Origin of the sequence: Gloeobacter violaceus PCC 7421, assembly GCF_000011385.1 — a bacterium.
GTDB lineage: Bacteria > Cyanobacteriota > Cyanobacteriia > Gloeobacterales > Gloeobacteraceae > Gloeobacter > Gloeobacter violaceus.
In genome coordinates, this window is sequence record NC_005125.1 from 2,201,470 (window position 1) to 2,223,126 (window position 21,657).

A 21,657-nucleotide genomic window follows, 5' to 3' on the forward strand; every position below is an offset into this window, starting at 1 on the left:
GTACACAGCGCTTGTCCCGGTGGCCACCCCCAGGGAGCAGTTCTTCCAATGGCGGGCGGTTACAGGCCTTTGTATCACAGGTGCGGGATTTTCCGGTTTGCCTATCCCCCCTGCCCGGATTGGGTAATCGCTTCCGGTATGGCATCAATCGGAGGGTGAGCGAGTGAACAAACGATGCGATTCTCCTGCCTGTCCGTCCTTTTGATCCTGGGTGCGGCTCTCGTTGCGCCGGCCTATGCCCAGCAGACCCCCGACCTTCCCGGAGCGCCCGACACCACCCAGGCGGCCGAATCGGACCTCGACGAGGTGACCGTCACCGCGAACCGCCGGGCGACGCCGCGCTCGAAGACCCCGGCCACGGTGTCGATCAAGACCCGCTCCGAACTCGATCGCGAGCAGCCGCTGTTGCGCACGGTGGCCGATGCGCTGCAGACCTTGCCGGGGATCACCATCAACCGCCTGGGCTTGCTGAGCGGGGCGGCGAATATCCGCGGCCTGACCGGCGAGCGCATCGCGGTGCTGGTAGACGGTGAGCGGCTGCCGAATCTGGAATTCGGCCCGGATCTCGGTTCTGTGGACCCATTCCGGGTCGAGCGGCTGGAGGTGCTCAAAGGCCCGGCCTCGTCGATCTACGGGGCGGACGCCTTTGGGGGCGTCATCAACATCATCACGACGCTGCCGCGCTTCGACACGCCGCCCAAGGTGCGCACGTATCTCTACGGCGGCAACTTCTCAGAAATCGGCGGCAACGTCGAATTTCAGGGGCCGAACGTAGTGGCGGGGTTGTCTTTGCGCACGGCGGGAGACGCCAAAGACGGCCTCTCGCGGCCCATTCCCACCAACGGCACCGGCTACGACGCCTTCGACGCCTACGCGAGCGGCCGGATCGACTTCGATGCGACCAATCACCTGGAGCTGCGCTTCGACCGCTACCGCCAGAGTTACGCCGATCTCAACGGTTTTCCGACTCCGCCTTTTGTCTTTGCCCAGAACCAATTTCGCAACCGCGACCGCTACTCGATCGCCTACATCAACGACGGGGCGCCGGGAGGAACGAGCTTTGCCCTCAGGGCCAACTACCAAAAAAACGAGCGGCGATTCGACAACACCACGGCGGTGACAATCCCGGTGTTTGCCAGCCCATTTGCTGTCGGGGGGAACGGAACGTCCAGCCTGTTCGGGACGCCCAGCCGGCAGGCCGCATTCTTCCCGCCCGCGCCGCCGACGTTTATCACCCTCACCACCCCCAGTTCGACCTACAGCCTCACCGAGACCTACGGCCTCTCCGCGCAGGCCAACACGGCCCTCGGTTCGGCGGTGCTCACCTACGGCTACGACTTCAGCCAGGACGCTTCGACCTCGATCGATCGCTTTGCTGTGCCTTCGGTGCAATCGCCGCTGGCCACCCGCAGCTTCAACGGCGTCTTTCTGCAGGGTTCCTACGACATTACCCCGAGCTTCACCGTGGCGGGCGGGGTACGCTACGACACCTACGACCAGAACACGAACACGGGTCTGGTCAACAACGCCAACCGCGTCACCTTCAACGCCGGGGCCATTTACTCCATCACCCCCGAACTGGCCCTGCGGGCAAATTTTGCCCAGGGCTTCCGGCCCCCGAGCCTGCTGTTTTTGTTCGGCAGCAGCCCGGAGGGCACCTTCTTCGCCCCGAGCGCCGGCAACGTCCAGGCAAATCCCAACTTGCGGCCGGAGCGGGCCGACAACTTCGACATCGGCATCAACTACACGAGTCCCGAGTTTCGCGCCGGGATCACTTACTTCAACAACCAGGTCACCGACTTTCTCGGCTTCGGGCCGCTCGTTGCCTTTGGAGCGCCCCCCTTCGGACCGCCGCCCCCTTCCCAAACCGTGCTCAACAAAAATGTCCAGCTGCAGGGGCTCGAATTTTCGAGCGCTTACTTTTTTTCGCCCCAGGCTTTTTTTGAAGCCAACCTCACCTACGTCGACGGCCGCGACGGCTCCGGGCTGCCGCTGTCGCAACTGGAAGTTTTTCCGCTCACGGCCCTGTTGCGCCTGGTCTACGACGACAAGACCTTCAACGCCCTGCTGCAGTCGCGCATCTACGGCGGCCAGGGTTCGGTGATCGGCAACAACGGTGTGGTCGGCCCCGGCACCCCCCCGGCGGGTGTGCTCGATCTGAGCTTCGGTTACCGCTTCGTCCCCAATGTGCAGCTGACGGTGAGCGTCGAGAACGTCACCAACGCCCAGTACATCTATCCGACCAGCGGCTTTGTGGCGCCGGGGGCGAGGCTATTGGGGGCGGTGAGGGCGGAGTTTTGATCGCTGTTATGCTGGCTTCAGGGTGATTGAGCCGCCCAGCCGACTTGCCTGGGATGCGTTTTTTCTCGAATTGGGTCAGGAGAACCGCGATGGAAAAGTCGATGGCACAGCGCTGGCAACTCAAAGACTATGTTTTCGCCGCCTTGATGACCGTGGGTCTGGCCGTAACGGCCAAGGTCACCCAGCCTTTCGCTTCGGCTATTCCGCTACCCGGGGCGACCACGATCGCCTGGGCGCCGTTTGCCGCCATCTTTCTCACCCTGGGGATGGCCCGGTTGCGCCGTTCGGGGGCCGTCGCCCTGATGGCGGGGGTGCTCGCGCTGATCTTGGGAATCATCTCCTGGACGATCTCGGCTTTTCTGGTGGCGGCCCTGCTCGCCGCCGAGCTGGTGGGGCTGGTGAGCGGCGGCTTTGCCGGCAGAACCACCCGCCTGTTGGCCAACATGGCCTTCTTTGCCGCCACCTGCCTGACCGGCTGGTTCATCGGCGTCACCTTCCTGCGCGGCACGCCGGTGGGAGATCTGGCCGCCCAGTGGCTCACCCAGCCCTGGGTGCTGGTGCCCGCCGCTGTGGTGAGCGCCCTGGCCGGGGCGGTCGGTTGGTGGCTGGGGGAGCAGATCGTCTTTCAGTTGCAGCGGGCGGGCAAGCTCGATGTCGCTCGCTAAGCTGCCGCAGTTTTTGGGCTCCGTCAACCCGCTGCTCAAGATCGTTTTGAGCATTGCGCTGACGGCCTGCGCCTTCGCGCTCAAAAGCGTATGGGCCAACCTGTTGTTGGTGAGCGTGCTGATGGTGCTCACTTTTGTGTCGGTGCGGGTGGAGACAAAGAGCGTCGTCGGCGTCGGCGTCTTTTTGCTGATCTTCACCGGTCTTACGGGCACACTTTCGGGCGACTGGGGCTACGCGGGGCTGGGAGCGGCCAGGTTGCTGGTCTTGATTCTGCCCGCGCTGTTGCTGCCTGCCACCACCGCCCCCGGCGATCTGGTGCGGGCCTTTCAGGCGGTGCGGCTGCCGCCTTTTTTGGTGCTGAGCCTGATGCTCACCTGGCGTTTCTTGCCGATCATCCAGCAGGAAGCGCAGCGCATTATCGAAGCGAATTTGCTGCGGGGCGTCGATCTGGCCCGGCGGCCGGGGCTGTGGTTCTCGGGGCTGTTCACGCCCTTGATTTTTCGGATCGTGAGCTATGCCGACGATGTGACCGTGGGCCTCGAGACGCGCGGCTACGACCCGGAGTCGCCGCGCAGCACCAGCCAACCGCTGCGCTGGCGCCCCGGGGATACGCTCTTTGCCCTGGGTGCCGCGGCGTTGCTGATCGCGGTGGGGGGACTGGAATGGACAGCCTGATTGAAGTGCGGGGACTGGGATTCGCCCCGCCCGGCCAGGAGCGGCAAATTTTGCACAACGTGCAGCTCACCCTCGCTCCCGGCGAGATCGTGCTGGTGGCCGGTCCCACCGGCAGCGGCAAAAGCACCCTGATCAATGCCGTCGCCGGGGTGATCCCCGCCCATACCGGCGGTCGCCTCGAAGGGGAAGTGGCCTTTGCCGGCCGCTCGCTGCTGCCGCTGTCGGTGCGCGAGCGCGCCCGCCACATCGGCACGGTGCTGCAAAACGTCGAGGTGCAGATCTTTACCGACCGGGTGCGCGAGGAGGTGGCCTTTGGCCTGGAGAATCTGAATGTCCCCCCAGGGCGGATCGCAGAGCAAATGGGCGAGTTGCTCGCCGAATTTGGCCTTCAAAGCCAGCGCGATTGGCCAATCGCCCGCCTCTCCGCCGGTCAAAAACAGCGTCTGGTGCTCGCCTGCGTGCTTGCCATGGATCAGCCGGTGCTGTTGCTCGACGAACCGTTTGCCTACCTCGACCGGGCCGGGGCGCAGTTGCTGCTGGAGTTGCTGGTCCGGCGCGCTCGTGCCGGCCAGGCGATTTTGCTGGTCGAACACCGGCTCGACTTGGTGGCCGCCGTCGCCCACCGCAGCTACTGTTGCGCCGATGGAACGTTGCTCCCGGGTCTGCCGCAAAGCGCTGTCGCCAGCGCCGTTCTCGTCCGGCCCGCCGCCGGGCCGGTGGTGCTCGAAAGCCGGATCCTCGCCTACGGAGGCTATCCGCCTTTGCCGGATCTGACCGTGCGTGCCGGGGAGACGGTGTTGCTCAAAGGCGACAACGGCTGCGGCAAGACGACGCTGCTCAAGCTGTTGTGCGGTTTGTTGCGCCCGACCGGCGGGTCGCTGGCGATCCTGGGTAAAGATGCCCTCAAACAGAATGTTGCCGAGCGCGCCCGCACCCTGGGCTTTGTGCTCCAGAACCCCAATCACCAGCTCTTTGCCGACAGCGTCGCAGGCGAAGTGGCCCAGCCGGGGGTGGCGCCGGAATTTGCCGAGCAGCTACTCGAACAACTCAATTTGCTCCCCCAGCGCGAGCAGCACCCCCAATCGCTCTCCCAGGGCCAGAAGCGCCGGTTGGCCCTCGCAGCGGTGCTCGCCCGCAGGCCGCGCATCTGTCTGCTCGACGAGATCACCGTGGGCCAAGATCCGCGCTCGCTCTCGCTGATGCTGGACGCACTCGAAGCGTTCACCGGCAAGGGCGGAGCGCTGATTCTCACCAGCCACGACCCCCAGGCGGCTTCCCGCCTGGGAGCGAGGGTGGTTGCGCTCTAGCATGGCAAAGCCCGGACGCGCGCTGCTGTTGGCGGAATTGACGGCGGGAGCTCGCGCCGCCAGCCGCTTTCGCTCCCCCGAGTCTGTCTTGCTGTCCCGGGGTTGGTCGCGCCTGGCGGCAGGCTGGACACTGCGCCTCGGAGCCACGGCCCTGGTGGACCAGTTCGCCGTGCGCGAAGAAGTGTTCTTTGCGCTGGGGTGCGATATCCTCCGGGGCAAACCGACCGGTTTTGTAGTTGATATCGGCAGTGGTTTTTCTACCCTGGGGCTGCGCTGGGCGCGCACTTTCCCGGATTGCTCGGTGCTGGAACTGGACCTGCCTGCGGTGGCCCAAAGCAAGCGGCGGCGGGTAGAAAGCCTGGGTAAGCCTGACAACTGGCATGCCGACGGGTTTGATCTTTCAATTGACCGCCTCGAAGATGCCCTCGGCGGCGAGCGGGCCTGCCTGCTCTCGCTGCAGGGTGTACTGCCCTACTTCAGCGTGGAGGACATTGGGCGGCTTGCCGACAACTGGCGAGATCGCTCCCTGGTTGCGCAAGGCGTTCTGCTGTGCGACTTGCTCGATGCCGGGTATTTTGACAACCAGGGCAAAAGCCTTTCCCGCAGCCCGTTTCGTAGTCGCTTTGCCGATGCCGCCGCCGCTGCGCGGGTCTTTACCCAAGCAGGCTTCGAGCCTGTGGAAAGCACGGCGCTCGAAATCCTTGGTCGGCCCCTCGGTTGGCGAAACCCCGGCAACAACGGTCTATTTATCTGCAAAGCATTCGCTTGACGTAAAAAAGCCCGGTGCTGGTAAGCACCGGACCTTGCGTTTCGCTATCGCTACAGACTTTTAGTTAACTACATCCAGCATGATATGCCGGTGTCATCGTTGCAGGCAATTGACAAACCAGCGCCGGATTGAAATTAAATAATGCCGAGAACTTGGCGCAGAACGCTATAGCCTGCATAATCCCAAAGCAGATAAGCGACAAAGCCAATCATCGCCAGACGGCCGTTCCAGATCTCCGCCTGGGGAGTGAAACCAAAAAGAAAGGCATTGCGGTCGCGGCCGTTGATTTCGGTGCGCTCAAGATCATTCTGGGGTCCCGTGGTCATGGCTATTCTCCTGGGGTTCATCAGTGTTGCTTGAATTCATCCTATTCGCGACCGTGATCCGACTCCACCTGCCACAAGGGACAATTGTTCCTCGGTCTTGCGAGGTACCCAGGAGGCGTGTACAGCCAAAATGCTCTATCGCTGGAGGGGAACCCCATCAAACGGCGGCCGGACGCACCCGCTGGCCCATCGAATCGGTCATGCGCCGGAGGGCGGGCGAGAGATCTCCCGGTTCGAGGTGCACATCGATCAAGGAGAAACTGCCCCGGTGGCGGCGCGCTTCGTGCAGGGCGGCGGCAAGTTGGTCCTCTGTCGAAACTTCGAAGCCCCGGCCCGTGCCCAGCAACTCCGGCAGACGGCTGTAGTTCCAGTTGAGCACGTCGTTGAAAGAACCGTCCTGCATCGGCCGCTCGGTGCCGTAGCCCCGGTTGTTGAGCAACACGACAATCGGGTCGAGGCCGAAGCGGGCAATGGTCGAGAGTTCCAGGCCGCTCATCTGAAAGGCGCCGTCGCCCACCAGCACCAGGGGCCTGAGGCGCGCGTCGGCCATCTGGGCGCCGAGGGCGGCGGGGACGGCAAAGCCGAGGGAGGCGTAGTAGGCAGGAGCCAGAAACCGCGTCTTGCCCGGGATAAACAGATCCGCCCCGGCAAAAAGGGCGTCGCCGGGGTCGGCCACCACGATCGTTTCGTCGTCCAAAAAGGCGTTGAGCTGCTGGAAAAGGCGCAGCACGGTCATCGGTCTATCCTGGACCGGCTGGAACTGGGCGAGGGGCAGGGGATGGGGAGTCGGTCCGTCCACCCGCCGCTCGATCTCGCCTGCCAGTAGACCGGCTGCGAAGTCCTGCAACCGCACGTCCTCGTAGGAGTGGTAGCCGATAGTGAGCTTCTCGGTGGCGCAGTAAATGGACCGGCGCGGGTCGAGATTGGCGGTGTAGATGCCCAGGTTCATATCGGTCATCAGCGCTCCGAGCAACACCAGGCAGTCGCTCGCTTCGACGTAGTCGCGCACGTCCTCGCGGCCCATCGCTCCCTCGTAGACGCCCAGGTAGCGCGGATGGGACTCAGGGAAGACCGATTTGCCCAGGATGGTCGAAGCCACCGGAATGTTGGTCTTCTCGATGAGCTGCGCGAGCAAGGGCTGCAACGCGAAGCGGTGCAGTTCTTCTCCAGCCAGAATCACCGGCTGGCGGCTCGCGTTGATGCGGGCTACGGCTTCTTTGACGGCTTCGCCCAGCGTGGCCGGGTCGCTGGTCTCCTGGGGCAACTCGCGCAGGTGACAGGCGGAACCGGTGGCGCGGGCGACGTTGCGCGGCAATTCGATGTAGACCGGCCGGCGGTAGCGCAAAGCCGCCTCGAACACCCGGTCGATTTCACAGAAGGCCGTCTGCGGGTCGTCCAGTACCGTCGCGGCGACTGTCAGTTGCTCGAACACTTTGAGTTGGGTGTCGAACTCGCGCACTTTGTGGTGCAACAGCGGATTTTTGTGGCGCTCGTTGGTGCCCGGCGCGCCGCTAATCACCACGACCGGCGATTTTTCGGCGTAGGCCTGGGCAGTAGTATTGGCAACTTTGAGGCCGCCCACGCAGTAGGTGACGCAGACGGCCCCGAGTCCGCGTACGCGGGCGTAGGCGTCGGCGGCGAACCCGGCCCCCTGTTCGTCACACGTATTGATCACTTTTATGGGGCTGTCGCACAGTTGCTTGAAAAAACCGAGGACGTAATCGCCGGGCACGCCGAAGATATGGTGCACGCCGTGGGAGTACAACCGTTCGATCAAGTACTCGCCCACGGTCAATACAGAAGAAGCCATCGTGCAAACCCTGACCCATCGATTTCCATGATGCCCAATGGGGGAAGGGGCGGCTTTTGACCCACACAAATCGCAAAATGCCCGCCTTGACGGCACCGGCCACTTTGGCGATAAGGAAGTGGCCCCCTCGATAGGAACCCCCGCGCCATGGCCGAACCGTACCGGGCCGAGCCGCTGCCGCCGCGCGACGGCAGCCTGGATGTGAGTGCCAACCACTACTGGCACTACCACCGCCTCGAAGCGCTCCTGGCGTGCAAGCAACCGATAACCGCTTCGCAGGACGAAGACTTGTTCATCGCCGTGCACCAGATCTGCGAGGTGGCCTTTCACCAGATGATTGGCGATCTGGAGCGCACCCTGGCGGCCCTGGCCATCGCCCTCGATGCCGACGAGGAGCGTCCCGTGGGCGACACCGTCGAGGCGTGCTACTTTCTGGAGCGCGTTGTGCGGCTCTACGAGGTCGTGAATGTGACGATGCCCATCCTCGTCTCGATGCGCGCCTTTGGCGAATTTCGCAGCGCCATCGGTCCCACCAGCGGCTTTCAATCGTTTCAGTTTCGGCATCTGGAGATCTTGAGCGGCGTGGCCGCCCCGTACTGGCGGGGGGGCACCCGCGACGCACGGGGCGAGGTGCACCCGGCAGAAGCCGAGTTCGATCGCCGCTACGGCGCCCGGGTAGCCGGCTGGCTGGCGGAACATCAGGAGCACAACCTGGCGCATTACTACCGGCGCTTGCTGGAGCGGGCACCGGGCACGGAGGTGCAGACGAGTCTGACGGCGCTTTTTACCCACCCCGGCGCAGCTTCATTGTTGCGCCTGTTGGCCCGCTACGAGCAGCAGCAGACCCGCTTTCACCGCGGCCACCTGGCTCTGGCGGTCCGCCAGCTCGCGATGGTCGGGGCGAGCGCCGGGACGGGCGGCACGGCGTTTCAAGCCTATCTGGCCAGGTACCAGCGCGAAGTGGAGCCGCTGTTCGCGGGACTCGGCCCGGAAGACGAGGGAGCATCGGCCGGTGTTCCTGGCGGCGGCTCAATCCCGGGGCGATAATTGGGTGAGCCGGTGTGCCCGTCGGCGTGAGGAATATTCCGCAGAGACGTCCATGCAGCATCCAAACCGTCTGTCCTCTTTGTTGCCTTCGCTCGATCAAGCGATGGAGACCAGGGTCAAACTGGTCACACCCGATACTGTCCTGAGCGACATCGTCGAGTGGATGGGCGGCCAGGCGGACTACCGTTGCGCCCTGCCCGAGCGCAAGGACCGCACCCTGCGGCAATCGGGCGAATTGCAGCCCGATTGCGTGCTGGTGGCCGAAGGAGCACATCTGGTGGGGATCATCACCGAGGGCGATATTGTGCGCCTGACGGCCCTGGGCAAAGATCTGGCGGCGGTGCGCGCCGGGGAGGTGATGTTGGGGGGAGTGGTGACCCTCGTCCAGGATGGTCGCCAGGATATCCTGGGTGCCCTCGATCTGATGCGCAGGCACAACGTGCGCCACCTGCCGGTGCTCGACGACGGCGGCCGGGTGACCGGTCTACTCAGCGCAGGCGGCATCCGGCGGACCTTGCAGCCGATTCACCTGTTGACCTTGCGTTCGGTGGCCGAGGTGATGACCACTCCGGTCGTCCACGCCCCCGCCGGCAGCTTGCTGGTGAATCTGGCCCGGCTGATGGCCGGCCGCCGCGTCAGCTGCGTGGTAATCGCCGAGCCGCACACCGACGGAGTACACGTTCGCCCGGTCGGATTGATCACCGAGAGCGACATCGTTCAGTTTCGCTATTTGCAGTTCGACCTCACCCAGACCCGGGCGGCGGCGGTGATGAGCGCGGTGGCGTCTCCCCTCAAGCCTTTCGAGTCGGTGCTGGTGGCCCACCAGCAGATGCTGCGCCGCCGGGTGCGCCGGTTGGTGGTCACCGGCGAGCGGGGCGAACTGGTGGGCATCGTCACCCAGACCGGGCTGTTGCGCCTGCTCGATCCGCTCGAAATTTTCGGTGTCATCGAAGCGCTCCAGCGCAGCGTCCACCAGCTGGAGGCCGAAAAAATGGAATTGTTGCAGGGGCGCACCCTGCAGCTGGAGCGGCTGGTGGAGGAGCGCACCGCCCAGGTGCAAGAACAGGCGCGCCGCGAGCAGCTGGCGCGGGCGGCGGCGGAGAGCGCCCGGCAGGAGGCCGAAGAAGCCAACCGCATCAAGGACGAGTTTTTGGCCACCCTCAGCCACGAACTGCGCACCCCCCTCAACCCGATCATCGGTTTTACGCAGCTGTTGCGCAAAGGCCAGCTCGACGAAGCATCCGCGGCGCGGGCGCTCGAAACGATCGAGCGCAACGCCCGCGCCCAAAGCCGAATCATCGAGGACATGCTCGATCTCTCGCGCATCATCACGGGCAAGCTGCGCCTGGAGGTGCGGCCGGTGGCCCTCGCCACGGTGGTGGAGGACGCCCTCGACACGGTGCGCTTCGCCGCCCAGAGCAAAAATATCGAACTGCGCGCCCGCCTCGATCCGAACGTGGTCCTGCCTTTTGGCGATTCGAACCGTCTGCGGCAGGTGGTCTGGAATTTGCTTTCCAACGCCATCAAATTTACTCCCGAGAACGGCAGCATCGAAGTGCAGCTCGAGCGGGGGCGGGCGGAGGCGGTACTGACCGTTCGCGATTCGGGGGTAGGCATCGCCGGCGATTTTCTGCCCCACGTCTTTGAGCGCTTCCGGCAGGCCAACAGCACCACCACCCGCAGCCACGGCGGCCTCGGGCTCGGCCTGGCCATCGTGCGCCAATTGGTCGAGCTGCACGGCGGCACCGTCGGGGTCGAAAGCCCAGGAAGCGACCAGGGGGCGACATTTACCGTTCGCCTGCCGCTGTTGTTGGGCCGGGGCGCCCGCACGAGCGCGACGCAAGCCCCGCTGCCTCCGGAGGCAATGGGTCTACAGGTGATCACCGTCGAGACCGGCTGCCTGCTCGACGGGCACACCCTGGCCGAGACCGACCTTCGCCGCCGCTACGGGGTGGTGGTGCACGCCCTGCGCCGCGAAGGCCGGCTGATCGGTTTTCCGGACGCGGACACGCCCTTGCGCGAGGGCGATCAGTTGCTGGTCAGCGGCGGGTGCGACCAGCTTGAGCGCCTCAAGCAACGCATGGCCGAGAGCCAGGGGTAACCGCTCAGCCTATCCGCGGGCGGATGCCCGGGGCCGCCCGCCTGGCCACGATGGGCTTGCAGTCCGACTTCAATCACCATGGCCAATCCCACCGTGGAGCGCTTCATGCAGACGCTCCAGCACACCGAGCAATCCGGCGACGTCGAATCGCTGGTCAACCTATTTGCCGAAGACGCCGAACTGAGCAATCTGGTGCTCACCGAACCCCTGCGGGGTCTTGCGGGCGCCCGGCAATTCTGGAGCGACTATCTGGGGGCTTTCGGCCAGATCCGCTCCCACTTCGAGCGCGCCATCGCCGCAGACAACGCGGCGGTGCTCGAATGGGTCTCCGAGGGCAAACTGCACAGCGGCGAGCCGATTCGCTACCGGGGCGTGAGCATCCTCGAAATCGAAGGGGACAGGGTACGCCGCTTCCGTTCCTACTACGACTCGGCGGCCTTCTCTTTGAAGTAAGACCATACAAGCTGAACGCCGCCCAGAAAAAATCCGCCCGACGCCGGGGATGCGCCAGATGGCTCGGGCAAGGCGCAAAAGATTACCCCCCGGCGATGGCCGGGACGATGCTCACTTCGTCGCCGTCTTTGAGGGGCGTGTCGCGGCCCTGCAAAAAGCGGATGTCTTCGCTGTTGACGTAGAAATTGACGAAGCGGCGCAGGTCGCCGTTTTCGGCGCACAGGCGGGCCTTGATGCCGGGACAGTGCGCTTCGAGCGAATCGAGCACCTCGGCCAGGTTGCTGCCACTGCAATGGACCGTCGGCTGTTCGTTGGCGAGTTTGCGCAGGGGCGTGGGGATGAGTACGGTCACGGCCATGGGTCAGTCGGGCTCCTAAACAAGGGTCTGTTGCCAGTCGAGGCGGTCGAGGGTACGGGCGCGCTCCAGGGCGCGCTCGAAGCTCGCCAGATTCGCCTCGATTTTCAGGGTCTCGCCCGCGTAGGGGGCAATTGCTTCTTGGGTCTTGAGGCCGTTGCCGGTGATGTAGACCACGGTCAACTCGTCGGGGGCGATTTTGCCCTGTTCGACCAGTTTCTTGAGCACCGCCACGGTCGTGCCCCCGGCGGTCTCGGTGAAAATGCCCTCGGTCTGCGCCAGGAGCTTGATGCCCTCGATGATTTCGGCATCGGTGACGTCTTCGATGTGTCCGCCGGTGCGGCGGGCCAGATCCAGGGCATAAACGCCGTCGGCGGGGTTGCCGATGGCGATCGACTTGGCGATGGTGGCGGGCTTGACCGGAGCGATAAAGTCGCGTCCGGCCTTAAACGCCTGGGCCACCGGCGAGCAGCCCGTCGCCTGCGCCCCGCTCATGCGCACGGGCCGCTCCCCAACCAGACCGGTTTTGATCAATTCCTGAAAACCCTTGTAGATTTTCGTATAGAGCGATCCGGAGGCCACCGGCGCCACAACGTGATCGGGCAGGCGCCAGCCCAACTGCTCGGCCACCTCAAAACCCAGGGTCTTGGAGCCTTCTGAATAATAGGGGCGCAAATTGATGTTCACAAACCCCCAGCCGTGGCGGTCCGCCACCTCCGAGCACAGGCGGTTGACCTGGTCGTAGTTGCCCTCCACCGCCATCACCTGCGGCCCGTAGATGAGCGTGCCCAACACCTTGCCCGCCTCCAGATCCGCTGGGATGAAGACATAGCACTCGAGACCCGCGTGGGCGGCGATCGCCGCGGTGGCGTTGGCCAGGTTGCCGGTCGAAGCGCACGAAACGGTCGTAAAGCCCAGCTCGCGCGCCCGCGTGAGCGCCACCGAAACCACCCGGTCTTTAAAGCTCAAACTCGGCACGTTCACCGCGTCGTTCTTGATGTAAAGCGCCCCCAGACCCAGGCGCCTTGCCAAGCGCTCGGAGCGAATCAGCGGCGTGAGCCCCGTTCCCACGTCGATCACCCGTTCACCCACCACCGGCAAAAACGGCCGGTAGCGCCAGATCGAGCGCGGCCCCGCCTCGATGGTCTTGCGGCTGGTGCACCCGCGGATGGCTTCATAGTCGTAGAGCGCTTCGAGCGGACCGAAACAAAATTCACAGACGTGCCGGGCTTCGGCCGGGTACTGTTCGCCGCATTCCCGGCAGCGCAAGCCCTTCAAGGTGGTGATGCGCAGGGGCGTCTGGGTCATGGCAGTCTCACATCGAGCAACGTGGGCGCATACTACCACACCCCGTCAAGCAATCCAAAATAAACCCGACTAAAATACTCGTATATTTATTCTTGAGACAAATCAGGCGAAGCCCTACCCTAAAGCCATGGAATGGGGACAACTGGAGAAAGTGGTTGCGGCGGACACTGCCGCCATGGCCGAGATGGGCGCGCTGCTGAGCCTGGGGATGCCGGGTTATTGGAGCGAAGGGATGCTGCGCTCGGATGTGGCCCAGCAGGCGGGGCACTATTGTCTGGCGCGCGCCGTCGACTCGGGTGAGGCGCTCGGTTTCGCCGGCTTCCAACTGGTGCTCGACGAGGCGCACTTGGCGATGCTGGTGGTCCATCCCGAATGCCGACGGCGCGGAGTTGGGACGGCCCTGCTGCACGGGTTGTTGCGCTGGGCGCGGGAGGTTGGGGCACGGCGGATGACCCTGGAGGTGCGCGCCTCCAATGCTGCTGCGATCTCGCTTTATTGCCGTTTTGGCTTCGAGACGCTTGGGCGACGCGAACGCTATTACGGTGAGGAGGACGCTTTGGTGATGTGGACCCCGCGCATCGACACCCCCCACTTCACGACCCTGCTGGGACAAGTCGCTCTTCCCTGGCCCTTTGCCTGAAGAAGCGCCGCCCTGCCCGAATGGCCAGGTTAAAAATGCGTTGGAAATGGAGCAAACTTGGTTACGATGGAGGCGGGCGCATGGGCCGAACCCGGTCAACTAAAATCCCATTTGGATACATACATTCGGCTGCCCTCGCGGGCGGCTTTTCAGCGGGTGTAGAGCAGTTTTGTCGAGACCCTCAGAGCGCGGCCAGGAGCGGCTCATGCCCGGATCCCGGCTGCAGCCTGTGTTAGGATTAGGTAACCCTCAAAGGGCGCTGCAGGTGAAGGGACATAGCCATGTTTGAAAGATTTACCGAGAAAGCAATCAAAGTGATCATGTTGGCCCAGGAGGAAGCCCGTCGCCTGGGACACAACTTTGTGGGTACCGAGCAAATCCTGCTCGGCCTCATCGGTGAGGGCACCGGCGTCGCCGCCAAGGTGCTCAAGTCCATGGGAGTCAACCTGAAGGACGCCCGCATCGAGGTCGAAAAAATCATCGGCCGCGGCTCCGGGTTTGTGGCGGTCGAAATTCCGTTTACGCCCCGGGCCAAGCGGGTGCTGGAGCTGTCGCTCGAAGAAGCACGCCAACTTGGCCACAACTACATCGGCACCGAGCATTTGCTGCTGGGCCTCATCCGCGAGGGAGAAGGCGTCGCTGCCCGGGTGCTCGAGAATCTGGGAGTCGATCTGTCCAAGGTCCGCACCCAGGTCATCCGCATGCTGGGAGAGACCGCCGAGGTCTCCGCCGGGGGCAACACCGGCCGCACCAAGACCCCGACCCTGGACGAGTTCGGCTCCAATCTCACCCAGATGGCCGCCGAGGGCAAACTCGACCCAGTGGTGGGCCGCGAAAAAGAAATCGAACGGGTCATCCAGATCCTGGGTCGCCGCACCAAAAATAACCCCGTGCTCATCGGCGAACCGGGCGTGGGCAAGACGGCGATTGCCGAGGGCCTCGCCCAGCGCATCTCCAACAACGACATTCCCGACATCCTGGCCGACAAGCGCGTCGTCACCCTCGACATTGGCTTGTTGGTAGCGGGCACCAAGTACCGCGGTGAATTCGAAGAGCGGCTCAAAAAGATCATGGACGAGATCCGTGCCGCCGGTAACGTCGTGCTGGTCATCGACGAGGTGCACACGCTCATCGGCGCCGGGGCTGCCGAGGGGGCCATCGACGCCGCCAACATCCTCAAGCCGGCCCTCGCGCGCGGCGAGCTGCAGTGCATCGGGGCGACCACCCTCGATGAGTACCGCAAGCACATCGAGCGCGACGCCGCCCTCGAGCGCCGCTTCCAGCCGGTGATGGTGGGTGAGCCGACGGTCGATGAGACTATCGAGATCCTGCGCGGGTTGCGCGAGCGCTACGAGCAGCACCACAAGCTCAAGATCACCGATGAGGCGCTCATCGCCGCCGCCCAGCTTTCCGATCGCTACATCTCCGATCGCTACTTGCCGGACAAGGCCATCGACCTGGTCGACGAGGCCGGTTCGCGCGTGCGGTTGCTCTCCTCGCAACTGCCCCCGGCGGCCAAGGAACTCGACAAAGAACTGCGCCAGATTCTCAAAGAAAAGGACGACGCCGTGCGCGGCCAGGACTACGAGCGGGCGGGCGAGTTGCGCGACCGCGAGATGGAAATCAAATCCCAGATTCGCTCGATTGCCCAGGCGCGCAAGTCCGAGACCGCCAACGAAGAGTCTCCCAACGTCACCGAAGAGGATATCGCCTACATCGTCTCGAGTTGGACGGGGGTGCCGGTCAGCAAGCTCACCGAGTCTGAGACCGAGAAGCTCCTGCACATGGAAGACGTGCTCCACCAGCGCCTCATCGGTCAAGAAGAAGCAGTCAAGGCCATCTCCCGGGCCATCCGCCGGGCGCGCGTCGGCCTCAAAAATCCGAAGCGGCCGATCGCGAGCTTCATCTTCAGCGGTCCCACCGGCGTCGGCAAGACCGAACTGGCCAAGTCGCTGGCGACCTACTTCTTCGGCTCCGAGGATGCGATGATCCGCCTCGACATGTCCGAGTACATGGAGCGGCACACGGTGAGCAAGCTCATCGGTTCGCCCCCCGGCTACGTGGGCTACAACGAGGGCGGTCAGCTCACTGAGGCGGTGCGCCGCCGTCCCTACACGGTGATCCTCTTCGACGAAATCGAGAAGGCCCACCCGGACGTGTTCAACGTGCTGCTGCAGATCCTCGAGGACGGTCGCCTCACCGATGCCAAGGGCCGCACGGTCGACTTCAAGAACACCTTGATGATCATGACCAGCAACGTCGGCTCCAAGGTGATCGAAAAGGGCGGCGGCGGCCTCGGCTTCAACACCGCCGGCACCGAAGAGGAGCAGCGCTACAACCGCATCAGCGAACTGGTCAAAGAAGAACTCAAGCAGTACTTCCGCCCCGAGTTCCTCAATCGCCTCGACGAGATCATTGTCTTCCACCCGCTGACGCGCGAGGAAGTCAAGCAGATCGCCGTGATCATGCTGCGCGAGGTGTTCGCCCGCCTCGAAGAGCAGAACATGAAGATCGAGATTACCGACGCGTTCAACCGAAAGCTGATTGAAGAAGGCTACTCCGCCACCTACGGCGCCCGGCCGCTGCGCCGCGCCATCCAGCGCATGCTCGAAGACCAGCTGGCCGAAGAAATTCTGGCCGCCCGCCTTAAAGAGGGCGACACGGTCTTGGTCGACGTCGATAGTGACGGCAAGCCGACCTTCATCGTCAAGGACCGCACCTTGGCCACCGCCGAAGGTTAAGGCCCATTACCCCACAGCCCCCGACCGATCGGTCGGGGGCTTTATTTTATCGCTCCATGCAAAAACCCCCAGCCAACGGACCGGGGGCGATTCGCTCAAAGGAATTCTTAGGACCGGGCGACGCGGCTCCCCGCAAAAAGCAAAACCAGACCGGCCATCGCCATCAACGGCCAGGACCAGGGACCGGCACCGAAGCCGTCGAGAAACAAACTGGCAATTCCCAACACAACACCAAGGCCGAAGAGTTGACCCGTCTGGCGAGAGGCTGGGAAAAGTTCACAGGCAGGATGCTCAGGCGTTTGTACCGCAGTCCCCTGATAAACGCCATCGGAAAAAGGTGTGAGCATGAAACCCTCGAGCTATAGTCCGTTAACAACAGGTTAGTGGCAGCTCACCCGCGCGGCGCGAAAAAAGCCGAAAAATTCATCAACGTTTACACAAAGGAATTGACCATCGATTTTCATAGGCACAAATGCTTACGCCGACTGCTGAGCACAAATACTTAGCGGTTAGGATTGATACTTTTCGATTGTCCTCAACCCGGCTCCTGTAGACGGGCCTGCTCGACAAAACCGACACAGGAAGGTAACAATCCATCGCCCACTTATATCCGGAACGAGCTGCGGCCCGCCCATCCAGGCGACCAGACCGTTGGTCGTCCCTAGGTCGATGCCGATCACCTTTGCCATCTGTGTATGAACAGCAATGGATAATCAGCAACTCCTTCAGGCCATCCGAACGGCCGACAGCGAACAGATCCGGCAATTGCTCGCCCAGGGCGCCTCTGCCAACGGCCAACCGGAACCGCTGCTGCTGTGGCTGCGCCCCCGAACCTTACCGTTGGTCGAGGCGATCCGCAGCCGCAATGCAGCGATCGTGCGGCTGCTGTTGGAGGCGGGGGCCAACCCGAACGCGGCGGATCGCCAGGGGGTGTTGCCGCTCAAAGTCGCGATCTACCTGAGCGATGAGGAGATCGTCCGGCTGCTGCTGGTGCACGGAGCCGATCCGGAGAAGCGCGGCGGCGACGAGATTGCCAATGCGCTGCAGCAGGCCGCCTACGAGGGCAATCTCCAGATGGTGCGGTTGTTGCTGGAGCATGGGGCGGCTCCAGCGGCGGTCACCGCCCAGGACAAGACCGTCCTTGCGCGCCTGCGCGGCCCGGTGCTGCAACTGCTCATCGACGCAGGAGCGGAGGTGCCGCCGGAAATTCTGGCCATGCTGCGAGAAGGGTCGGCGCTTCCGTAAGGTGCCTCTCCCCAGGAACTCCCCGCTCCCCGGGTTCGGTCTTCAAGGTCGATGCCCTAAATAACTATGAAAAGCTTCCCTACAAAGGACAAATCTCTTGTCCGAAAGTGCGAGCGTGGGACACCCCTCAGGAGGTCTCTATGATCCCGGAAGAATCAGATCCATCCCGACGAACAGAAACCCGATGGTTGATCAAAAACTGATTCTCGCCATACAGAGAGCTGAAATCGCGCAAATTCGGCGATTGCTCGCAGATGGGGTGTCACCCAATGGTCCTACAGTGGCCCCGTTGTTCGGCACCCGACCCCAGACATTGCCTTTGATCGAAGCCATTCGTTGTCGGCAAAAAGAGATCGTTCATCTGTTGCTCGAAGCGGGAGCAGACCCGCAGGCCTCCGAATATTCCGGGGCGACACCGCTTGCAATGGCAGTCCACCTGAATTTTCAGGAGGCGGTACAGTTTTTGCTCGCCAAAGGAGCGAACGCAGAAACCGATCGACATTTGCGCAGTCCGAACGCACTAGTGCAAGCGATCAGGATTGGCGACAGCCATGCGGTGCGTCGGCAGTTGGAGGATGGCGCATCTGCGGAAGGGCAGGCAGGTTTGCTCAAAGCGTTGGTGCGGCCGGAGGCGGTCCCTCTGGTCGAGGCGGTGCGCGGTGGGCAGCAAGAGATTGTGCGCCTGCTGCTTGAAGCGGGAGCCAATCCAAACGCGGCGGATAAACGCGGAGCCCTGCCTCTGAAGCTCGCAGTCCATCTGGGCAGCGAACCCATCGTCCGGCTACTTCTGGAGCACGGAGCCGATCCCAACAAACGCGCCAGTGGCGAGACCACCAGTGCGCTCCAGCACGCCGCCTTCTACGGACATGTCGAATTGGTGCGTGTGCTGCTGGAGCACGGCGGGAACCCCGCCGCGGTCCTGCAAACCAAGTCCCTGTTTCGCATTCGCGGGCCGATTTTGCAGATGCTCATCGACGCGGGCGGCGAAGCGCCGGAGGAGATTCTGCAGATGCTGCGCGAAGGTTCGGCTTTGCCGTAAGCAGGTGTCAGGACCAAACCGCTGCCCGTCAGGTTTTCCTAGACCTTTGCCTCGACCGCTTTACTCCCCATTCCATGCGCAGCCTAGCGACCGGCCAGCCCCATCGCCGCAGTCGACACGCGTCGTGCAGGCCCTGGAAGAGTAAGCCCATCCCACCCACCGACTCTCACGCCCACCTCGCCATCGAGTCCGGGGGGGGTGTCGGGGGGGTGGCACGCCCCTCGACGCGGGGAGGTTGGAGAGCGCGAGAGGGGAACCCGAAGGGGGTTCCGCCTCTCGCACCCACAGATCGTCGTGCCAAACCAACCACCAGATCTCAGGCTATAAACTCCTACCTCTCTCAACATTTCCAGTTCATCATTTGGTCAAGACTTTTTTATTCGCTCAGGCGAGTTCTGGATTTCACGATTCCGATTGGGTTTCCGCCAGGGGAGGCCAGAATTCTGAGATCGGTACTTCCCAGCCGGGAAAAAGTTCGTGTAATCTGAGCGTGTCCTGGCCTTGCAGAATTTGCCTATCGTCCTCCCCGCAATAAACAGAAACCGTCTGCAATTGGGGATCAAGCAACAGGCCAACCTTTACCCCATACTCCATCAAAATTTCCAGTCGCGTTTGCTTTGCGGAAGGCTCAGGGCCGCAGAGAACCACAGCTGCCAGCTCGGGGATGACATCTTGAAAAGGGTGTTGATCAAGCTGACCGTGGCCAATAAAAGCGACGTTGGGAGTCAAAGTCAAGTAATCGTCCTCGTTGAGCACCAGTCGCAGGCTGGGCGAGTTAAGGACATGTCCCAGTCGGCGCGGTTCCACCCACCGGTAGAGAGCGGCGCTGAAGCGGGCAGCGACGATGGCCGCTACCGGTTCAACAAAGCGAAAGATTGGGTTACTCAGCTCTTCAATGAGGGGGCGAACCCGGCTCGCAGACGAAGAAAGTGTACGGGGCAAACTTGATGGGGGTTCCGGAGATTGCTGGGCAGTGCTCCTGATTTGCTCCAGCAGCTGCGCAAGATTAACGCCCATATTTTCAAGAACGCGAGAAGCAACTCCTTCTCCCTCTTGCAGCAAGCCGATGAGCAGGTGTTCCGTACCGATATGGTTGTGCCCCAGGTAGCGCGCTTCTTGAAGCGATAGCTCCAGAACCCGCTTGGTCCGGGGGGTAAACGGAATCTCGACAGCGACAAACCCACTGCCGCGACCAATGATCTTTTCGACCTCGATGCGGGCACGCTTCAAGCTGACCCCCGCTGACTTGAGCACGTGAGCGGCGTTTCCGGTGCCTTCGCCAACAAGCGCGCAGAGGATTTGCTCGGTGCCCACAAAGTTGTGCCCCAGGCGACGGGCTTCCTCCTGGGCCAGCATGACCACTTTGATCGACTTCTCGGTAAACCGCTCGAACATGGGTGTCCCCCCAAATCAGGATTTGCCCAGTACCCAGGTGTCTTTGGAGCCGCCACCCTGGCTGGAATTGACCACCAGCGAGCCCGGGCGCAGGGCGACGCGGGTGAGGCCGCCGGGCAATACCCAGATGTCCTCGCCGTTGTTGAGGATATAGGGGCGCAGGTCGATGTGGCAGCCGTAAAGGTTGTGGTTGTCTTCGGAGTAAGTAGGGTGCCGGGAAAAATTGACGACCGGTTGGGCCAGATAGTTGCGTGGGTGGGCGCGTACCCGGCCGCGAAATTCTTCGACCTCGGCTTGGGTGGCCTTGGGGCCGATGAGCATGCCGTAGCCGCCGGAGTTGTCGGCCTCCTTGACCACCAGCTCCTCCATGTGCTCGAGGATGTAGCTGCACTCGGAAGCATCTTCGGCCAGGTAAGTATCGACGTTCTTGAGGATAGCCTCCTCGCCCAGGTAATAGCGGATGATCTCAGGAACGTACTTGTAAATCACCTTGTCGTCGGCGACACCGGTACCGACCGTATTGGCAAGCACGACGTTGCCGGCGCGGTAGGCGCGCATCAAGCCCGGCACGCCGAGCACCGAGTCTTTGCGAAAGACTTCCGGATCAAGATAATCGTCGTCGATGCGCCGGTAGATCACATCCACCGGCTGCAAGCCGTTCACGGTCTTGGCGAAGACACGGTCGTTTTCAACTACCAGGTCGCGGCCTTCGACCAACTCAGCACCCATCTGCAGGGCCAAAAAGGCGTGCTCGAAGTAGGCGGAGTTGTAGACGCCCGGGGTGAGCACCACCACCGTCGGGTCCGGCCGCGGCGAGACCCCCCGCAACGTTTGCAGCAGGCGCAACGGATAATCGAGCACCGGACGCACCGGGTAGTTGGCGAAGATGAGCGGGAAGACCTGCTTCATGATCCGCCGGTTTTCGAGCACGTAGGAAACCCCCGAGGGCACCCGCAGGTTGTCCTCAAGCACCCGGTACTCGCCACCTCGGTCGCGAATCAGATCGGTACCGCAGATCTGTACGTAGGCATCTTTGGGCACCTTCATGCCCATAAACTGGGGCCGAAACTGGCTGGCGCTCTCAATCAAATGCCTGGGCACGACCTTATCCAGCAGAATTTTCTGGCCGTTGTAGAGGTCTTTGAGAAACAAATTCAGCGCCAACAGCCGCTGCTTGAGGCCGCTTTCTAAAACCTGCCATTCGGTATGGGGAATGATGCGCGGAATCAGATCAAAAGGAAAGATTTTCTCGGTACCCTCATCGGAGCCGTAGACCGCAAAGGTGATGCCGCGGGTCAAAAAGGCGATGCGCGCCTGGCGGGCGCGGTTGGCCAATTCCACCGGCCCGAAGCGATCGAGAAATTCGGCTACGACTTTGTAGTGCTCGCGCGGCACGCCCGGCTCGCTGAACATCTCGTCGTAGAAGTCCCCGGGGACGTACTGCTGGAGCATGGTTGCCGATTCGGGCATGGATTACCT

At 62.9% G+C, this 21,657-nt stretch carries 19 protein-coding genes and 1 pseudogene; 12 read left to right on the top strand and 8 right to left on the bottom strand.

Going from position 1 to position 21,657, the window contains the following annotated elements; genetic code table 11:
- Window positions 1–174: 174 nt before the first annotated feature.
- From GLL_RS10625 to GLL_RS10645, 5 genes are all read left to right on the top strand, one after another.
- Window positions 175–2,301 carry a TonB-dependent receptor plug domain-containing protein gene (locus tag GLL_RS10625; RefSeq protein WP_011142049.1) on the top strand — a complete coding sequence of 709 codons (2,127 nt, stop codon included), beginning with the start codon at window positions 175–177 and terminating at the stop codon, window positions 2,299–2,301.
- Between the two features lie 89 nt (window positions 2,302–2,390).
- Window positions 2,391–2,966 (top strand): hypothetical protein, encoded by a 576-nt coding sequence (locus GLL_RS10630; RefSeq protein ID WP_164928925.1) that lies wholly within the window; start codon window positions 2,391–2,393, stop codon window positions 2,964–2,966.
- Window positions 2,953–3,642, top strand: coding sequence for an energy-coupling factor transporter transmembrane component T family protein (locus GLL_RS10635; RefSeq protein WP_011142051.1), 690 nt, complete (start codon window positions 2,953–2,955; stop codon window positions 3,640–3,642). The genes GLL_RS10630 and GLL_RS10635 overlap by 14 nt, the downstream gene beginning before the upstream one ends.
- Window positions 3,630–4,949, top strand: a complete 1,320-nt coding sequence (locus tag GLL_RS10640; RefSeq protein ID WP_011142052.1) for an ABC transporter ATP-binding protein — start codon at window positions 3,630–3,632, stop codon at window positions 4,947–4,949. The genes GLL_RS10635 and GLL_RS10640 overlap by 13 nt, the downstream gene beginning before the upstream one ends.
- Before the next feature lies 1 nt (window position 4,950).
- Complete coding sequence (locus tag GLL_RS10645) at window positions 4,951–5,718, top strand: class I SAM-dependent methyltransferase (RefSeq protein ID WP_011142053.1); 768 nt, start codon at window positions 4,951–4,953, stop codon at window positions 5,716–5,718.
- A 134-nt stretch (window positions 5,719–5,852) separates the two neighbouring features.
- Here GLL_RS10645 and GLL_RS10650 read toward each other — a convergent pair whose 3' ends face one another.
- Window positions 5,853–6,044: a chlorophyll a/b-binding protein gene (locus tag GLL_RS10650; protein ID WP_011142054.1), complete on the bottom strand. Its 192-nt coding sequence runs from the start codon at window positions 6,042–6,044 to the stop codon at window positions 5,853–5,855.
- Window positions 6,045–6,201: 157 nt separating this feature from the next.
- The gene (locus GLL_RS10655; RefSeq protein ID WP_011142055.1) at window positions 6,202–7,854 is read right to left on the bottom strand and encodes an alpha-keto acid decarboxylase family protein; all 1,653 of its coding nucleotides are present in this window, start codon (window positions 7,852–7,854) and stop codon (window positions 6,202–6,204) included.
- Between the two features lie 147 nt (window positions 7,855–8,001).
- Between GLL_RS10655 and GLL_RS10660 the strand changes: the two genes are divergently transcribed.
- From GLL_RS10660 to GLL_RS10670, 3 genes are all read left to right on the top strand, one after another.
- On the top strand, window positions 8,002–8,901 hold the full coding sequence (locus GLL_RS10660) for a tryptophan 2,3-dioxygenase family protein (protein WP_011142056.1): 900 nt from the start codon (window positions 8,002–8,004) through the stop codon (window positions 8,899–8,901).
- Window positions 8,902–8,953: 52 nt separating this feature from the next.
- Window positions 8,954–11,002, top strand: coding sequence for an ATP-binding protein (locus tag GLL_RS10665; RefSeq protein WP_011142057.1), 2,049 nt, complete (start codon window positions 8,954–8,956; stop codon window positions 11,000–11,002).
- A 78-nt stretch (window positions 11,003–11,080) separates the two neighbouring features.
- Window positions 11,081–11,455: a nuclear transport factor 2 family protein gene (locus GLL_RS10670; protein ID WP_011142058.1), complete on the top strand. Its 375-nt coding sequence runs from the start codon at window positions 11,081–11,083 to the stop codon at window positions 11,453–11,455.
- Between the two features lie 82 nt (window positions 11,456–11,537).
- On the opposite strand, the gene GLL_RS10675 is transcribed toward GLL_RS10670, so the two are convergent.
- Both GLL_RS10675 and thrC read right to left on the bottom strand, forming a co-directional pair.
- Window positions 11,538–11,813, bottom strand: coding sequence for a MoaD/ThiS family protein (locus GLL_RS10675; protein ID WP_011142059.1), 276 nt, complete (start codon window positions 11,811–11,813; stop codon window positions 11,538–11,540).
- A 15-nt stretch (window positions 11,814–11,828) separates the two neighbouring features.
- Window positions 11,829–13,118: a threonine synthase gene (thrC, locus tag GLL_RS10680; protein WP_011142060.1), complete on the bottom strand. Its 1,290-nt coding sequence runs from the start codon at window positions 13,116–13,118 to the stop codon at window positions 11,829–11,831.
- A gap of 127 nt (window positions 13,119–13,245) precedes the next feature.
- Between thrC and rimI the strand changes: the two genes are divergently transcribed.
- Complete coding sequence (gene rimI, locus GLL_RS10685; RefSeq protein WP_011142061.1) at window positions 13,246–13,758, top strand: ribosomal protein S18-alanine N-acetyltransferase; 513 nt, start codon at window positions 13,246–13,248, stop codon at window positions 13,756–13,758.
- A gap of 281 nt (window positions 13,759–14,039) precedes the next feature.
- Window positions 14,040–16,499 carry an ATP-dependent Clp protease ATP-binding subunit gene (locus GLL_RS10690; protein ID WP_011142062.1) on the top strand — a complete coding sequence of 820 codons (2,460 nt, stop codon included), beginning with the start codon at window positions 14,040–14,042 and terminating at the stop codon, window positions 16,497–16,499.
- Window positions 16,500–16,606: 107 nt separating this feature from the next.
- On the opposite strand, the gene GLL_RS10695 is transcribed toward GLL_RS10690, so the two are convergent.
- On the bottom strand, window positions 16,607–16,846 hold the full coding sequence (locus GLL_RS10695) for a hypothetical protein (RefSeq protein ID WP_164928926.1): 240 nt from the start codon (window positions 16,844–16,846) through the stop codon (window positions 16,607–16,609).
- Window positions 16,847–17,204: 358 nt separating this feature from the next.
- Between GLL_RS10695 and GLL_RS10700 the strand changes: the two genes are divergently transcribed.
- Together GLL_RS10700 and GLL_RS10705 are read left to right on the top strand one after the other, a co-directional pair.
- Window positions 17,205–17,744: an ankyrin repeat domain-containing protein gene (locus GLL_RS10700; protein WP_011142064.1), complete on the top strand. Its 540-nt coding sequence runs from the start codon at window positions 17,205–17,207 to the stop codon at window positions 17,742–17,744.
- Between the two features lie 184 nt (window positions 17,745–17,928).
- The gene (locus tag GLL_RS10705; RefSeq protein WP_331429350.1) at window positions 17,929–18,783 is read left to right on the top strand and encodes an ankyrin repeat domain-containing protein; all 855 of its coding nucleotides are present in this window, start codon (window positions 17,929–17,931) and stop codon (window positions 18,781–18,783) included.
- A 402-nt stretch (window positions 18,784–19,185) separates the two neighbouring features.
- Here GLL_RS10705 and GLL_RS23700 read toward each other — a convergent pair whose 3' ends face one another.
- The 3 genes and pseudogenes from GLL_RS23700 to GLL_RS10715 form a co-directional block, all read right to left on the bottom strand.
- Window positions 19,186–19,800 carry a Uma2 family endonuclease gene (locus GLL_RS23700; RefSeq protein ID WP_407919993.1) on the bottom strand — a complete coding sequence of 205 codons (615 nt, stop codon included), beginning with the start codon at window positions 19,798–19,800 and terminating at the stop codon, window positions 19,186–19,188.
- Window positions 19,785–20,178: pseudogene (locus GLL_RS23705) on the bottom strand (Clp protease N-terminal domain-containing protein); the annotation flags it as partial. The pseudogene GLL_RS23705 and the gene GLL_RS23700, both read right to left, overlap by 16 nt.
- A gap of 15 nt (window positions 20,179–20,193) precedes the next feature.
- Window positions 20,194–21,648 carry a circularly permuted type 2 ATP-grasp protein gene (locus GLL_RS10715; protein WP_011142067.1) on the bottom strand — a complete coding sequence of 485 codons (1,455 nt, stop codon included), beginning with the start codon at window positions 21,646–21,648 and terminating at the stop codon, window positions 20,194–20,196.
- Window positions 21,649–21,657 lie beyond the last annotated feature (9 nt).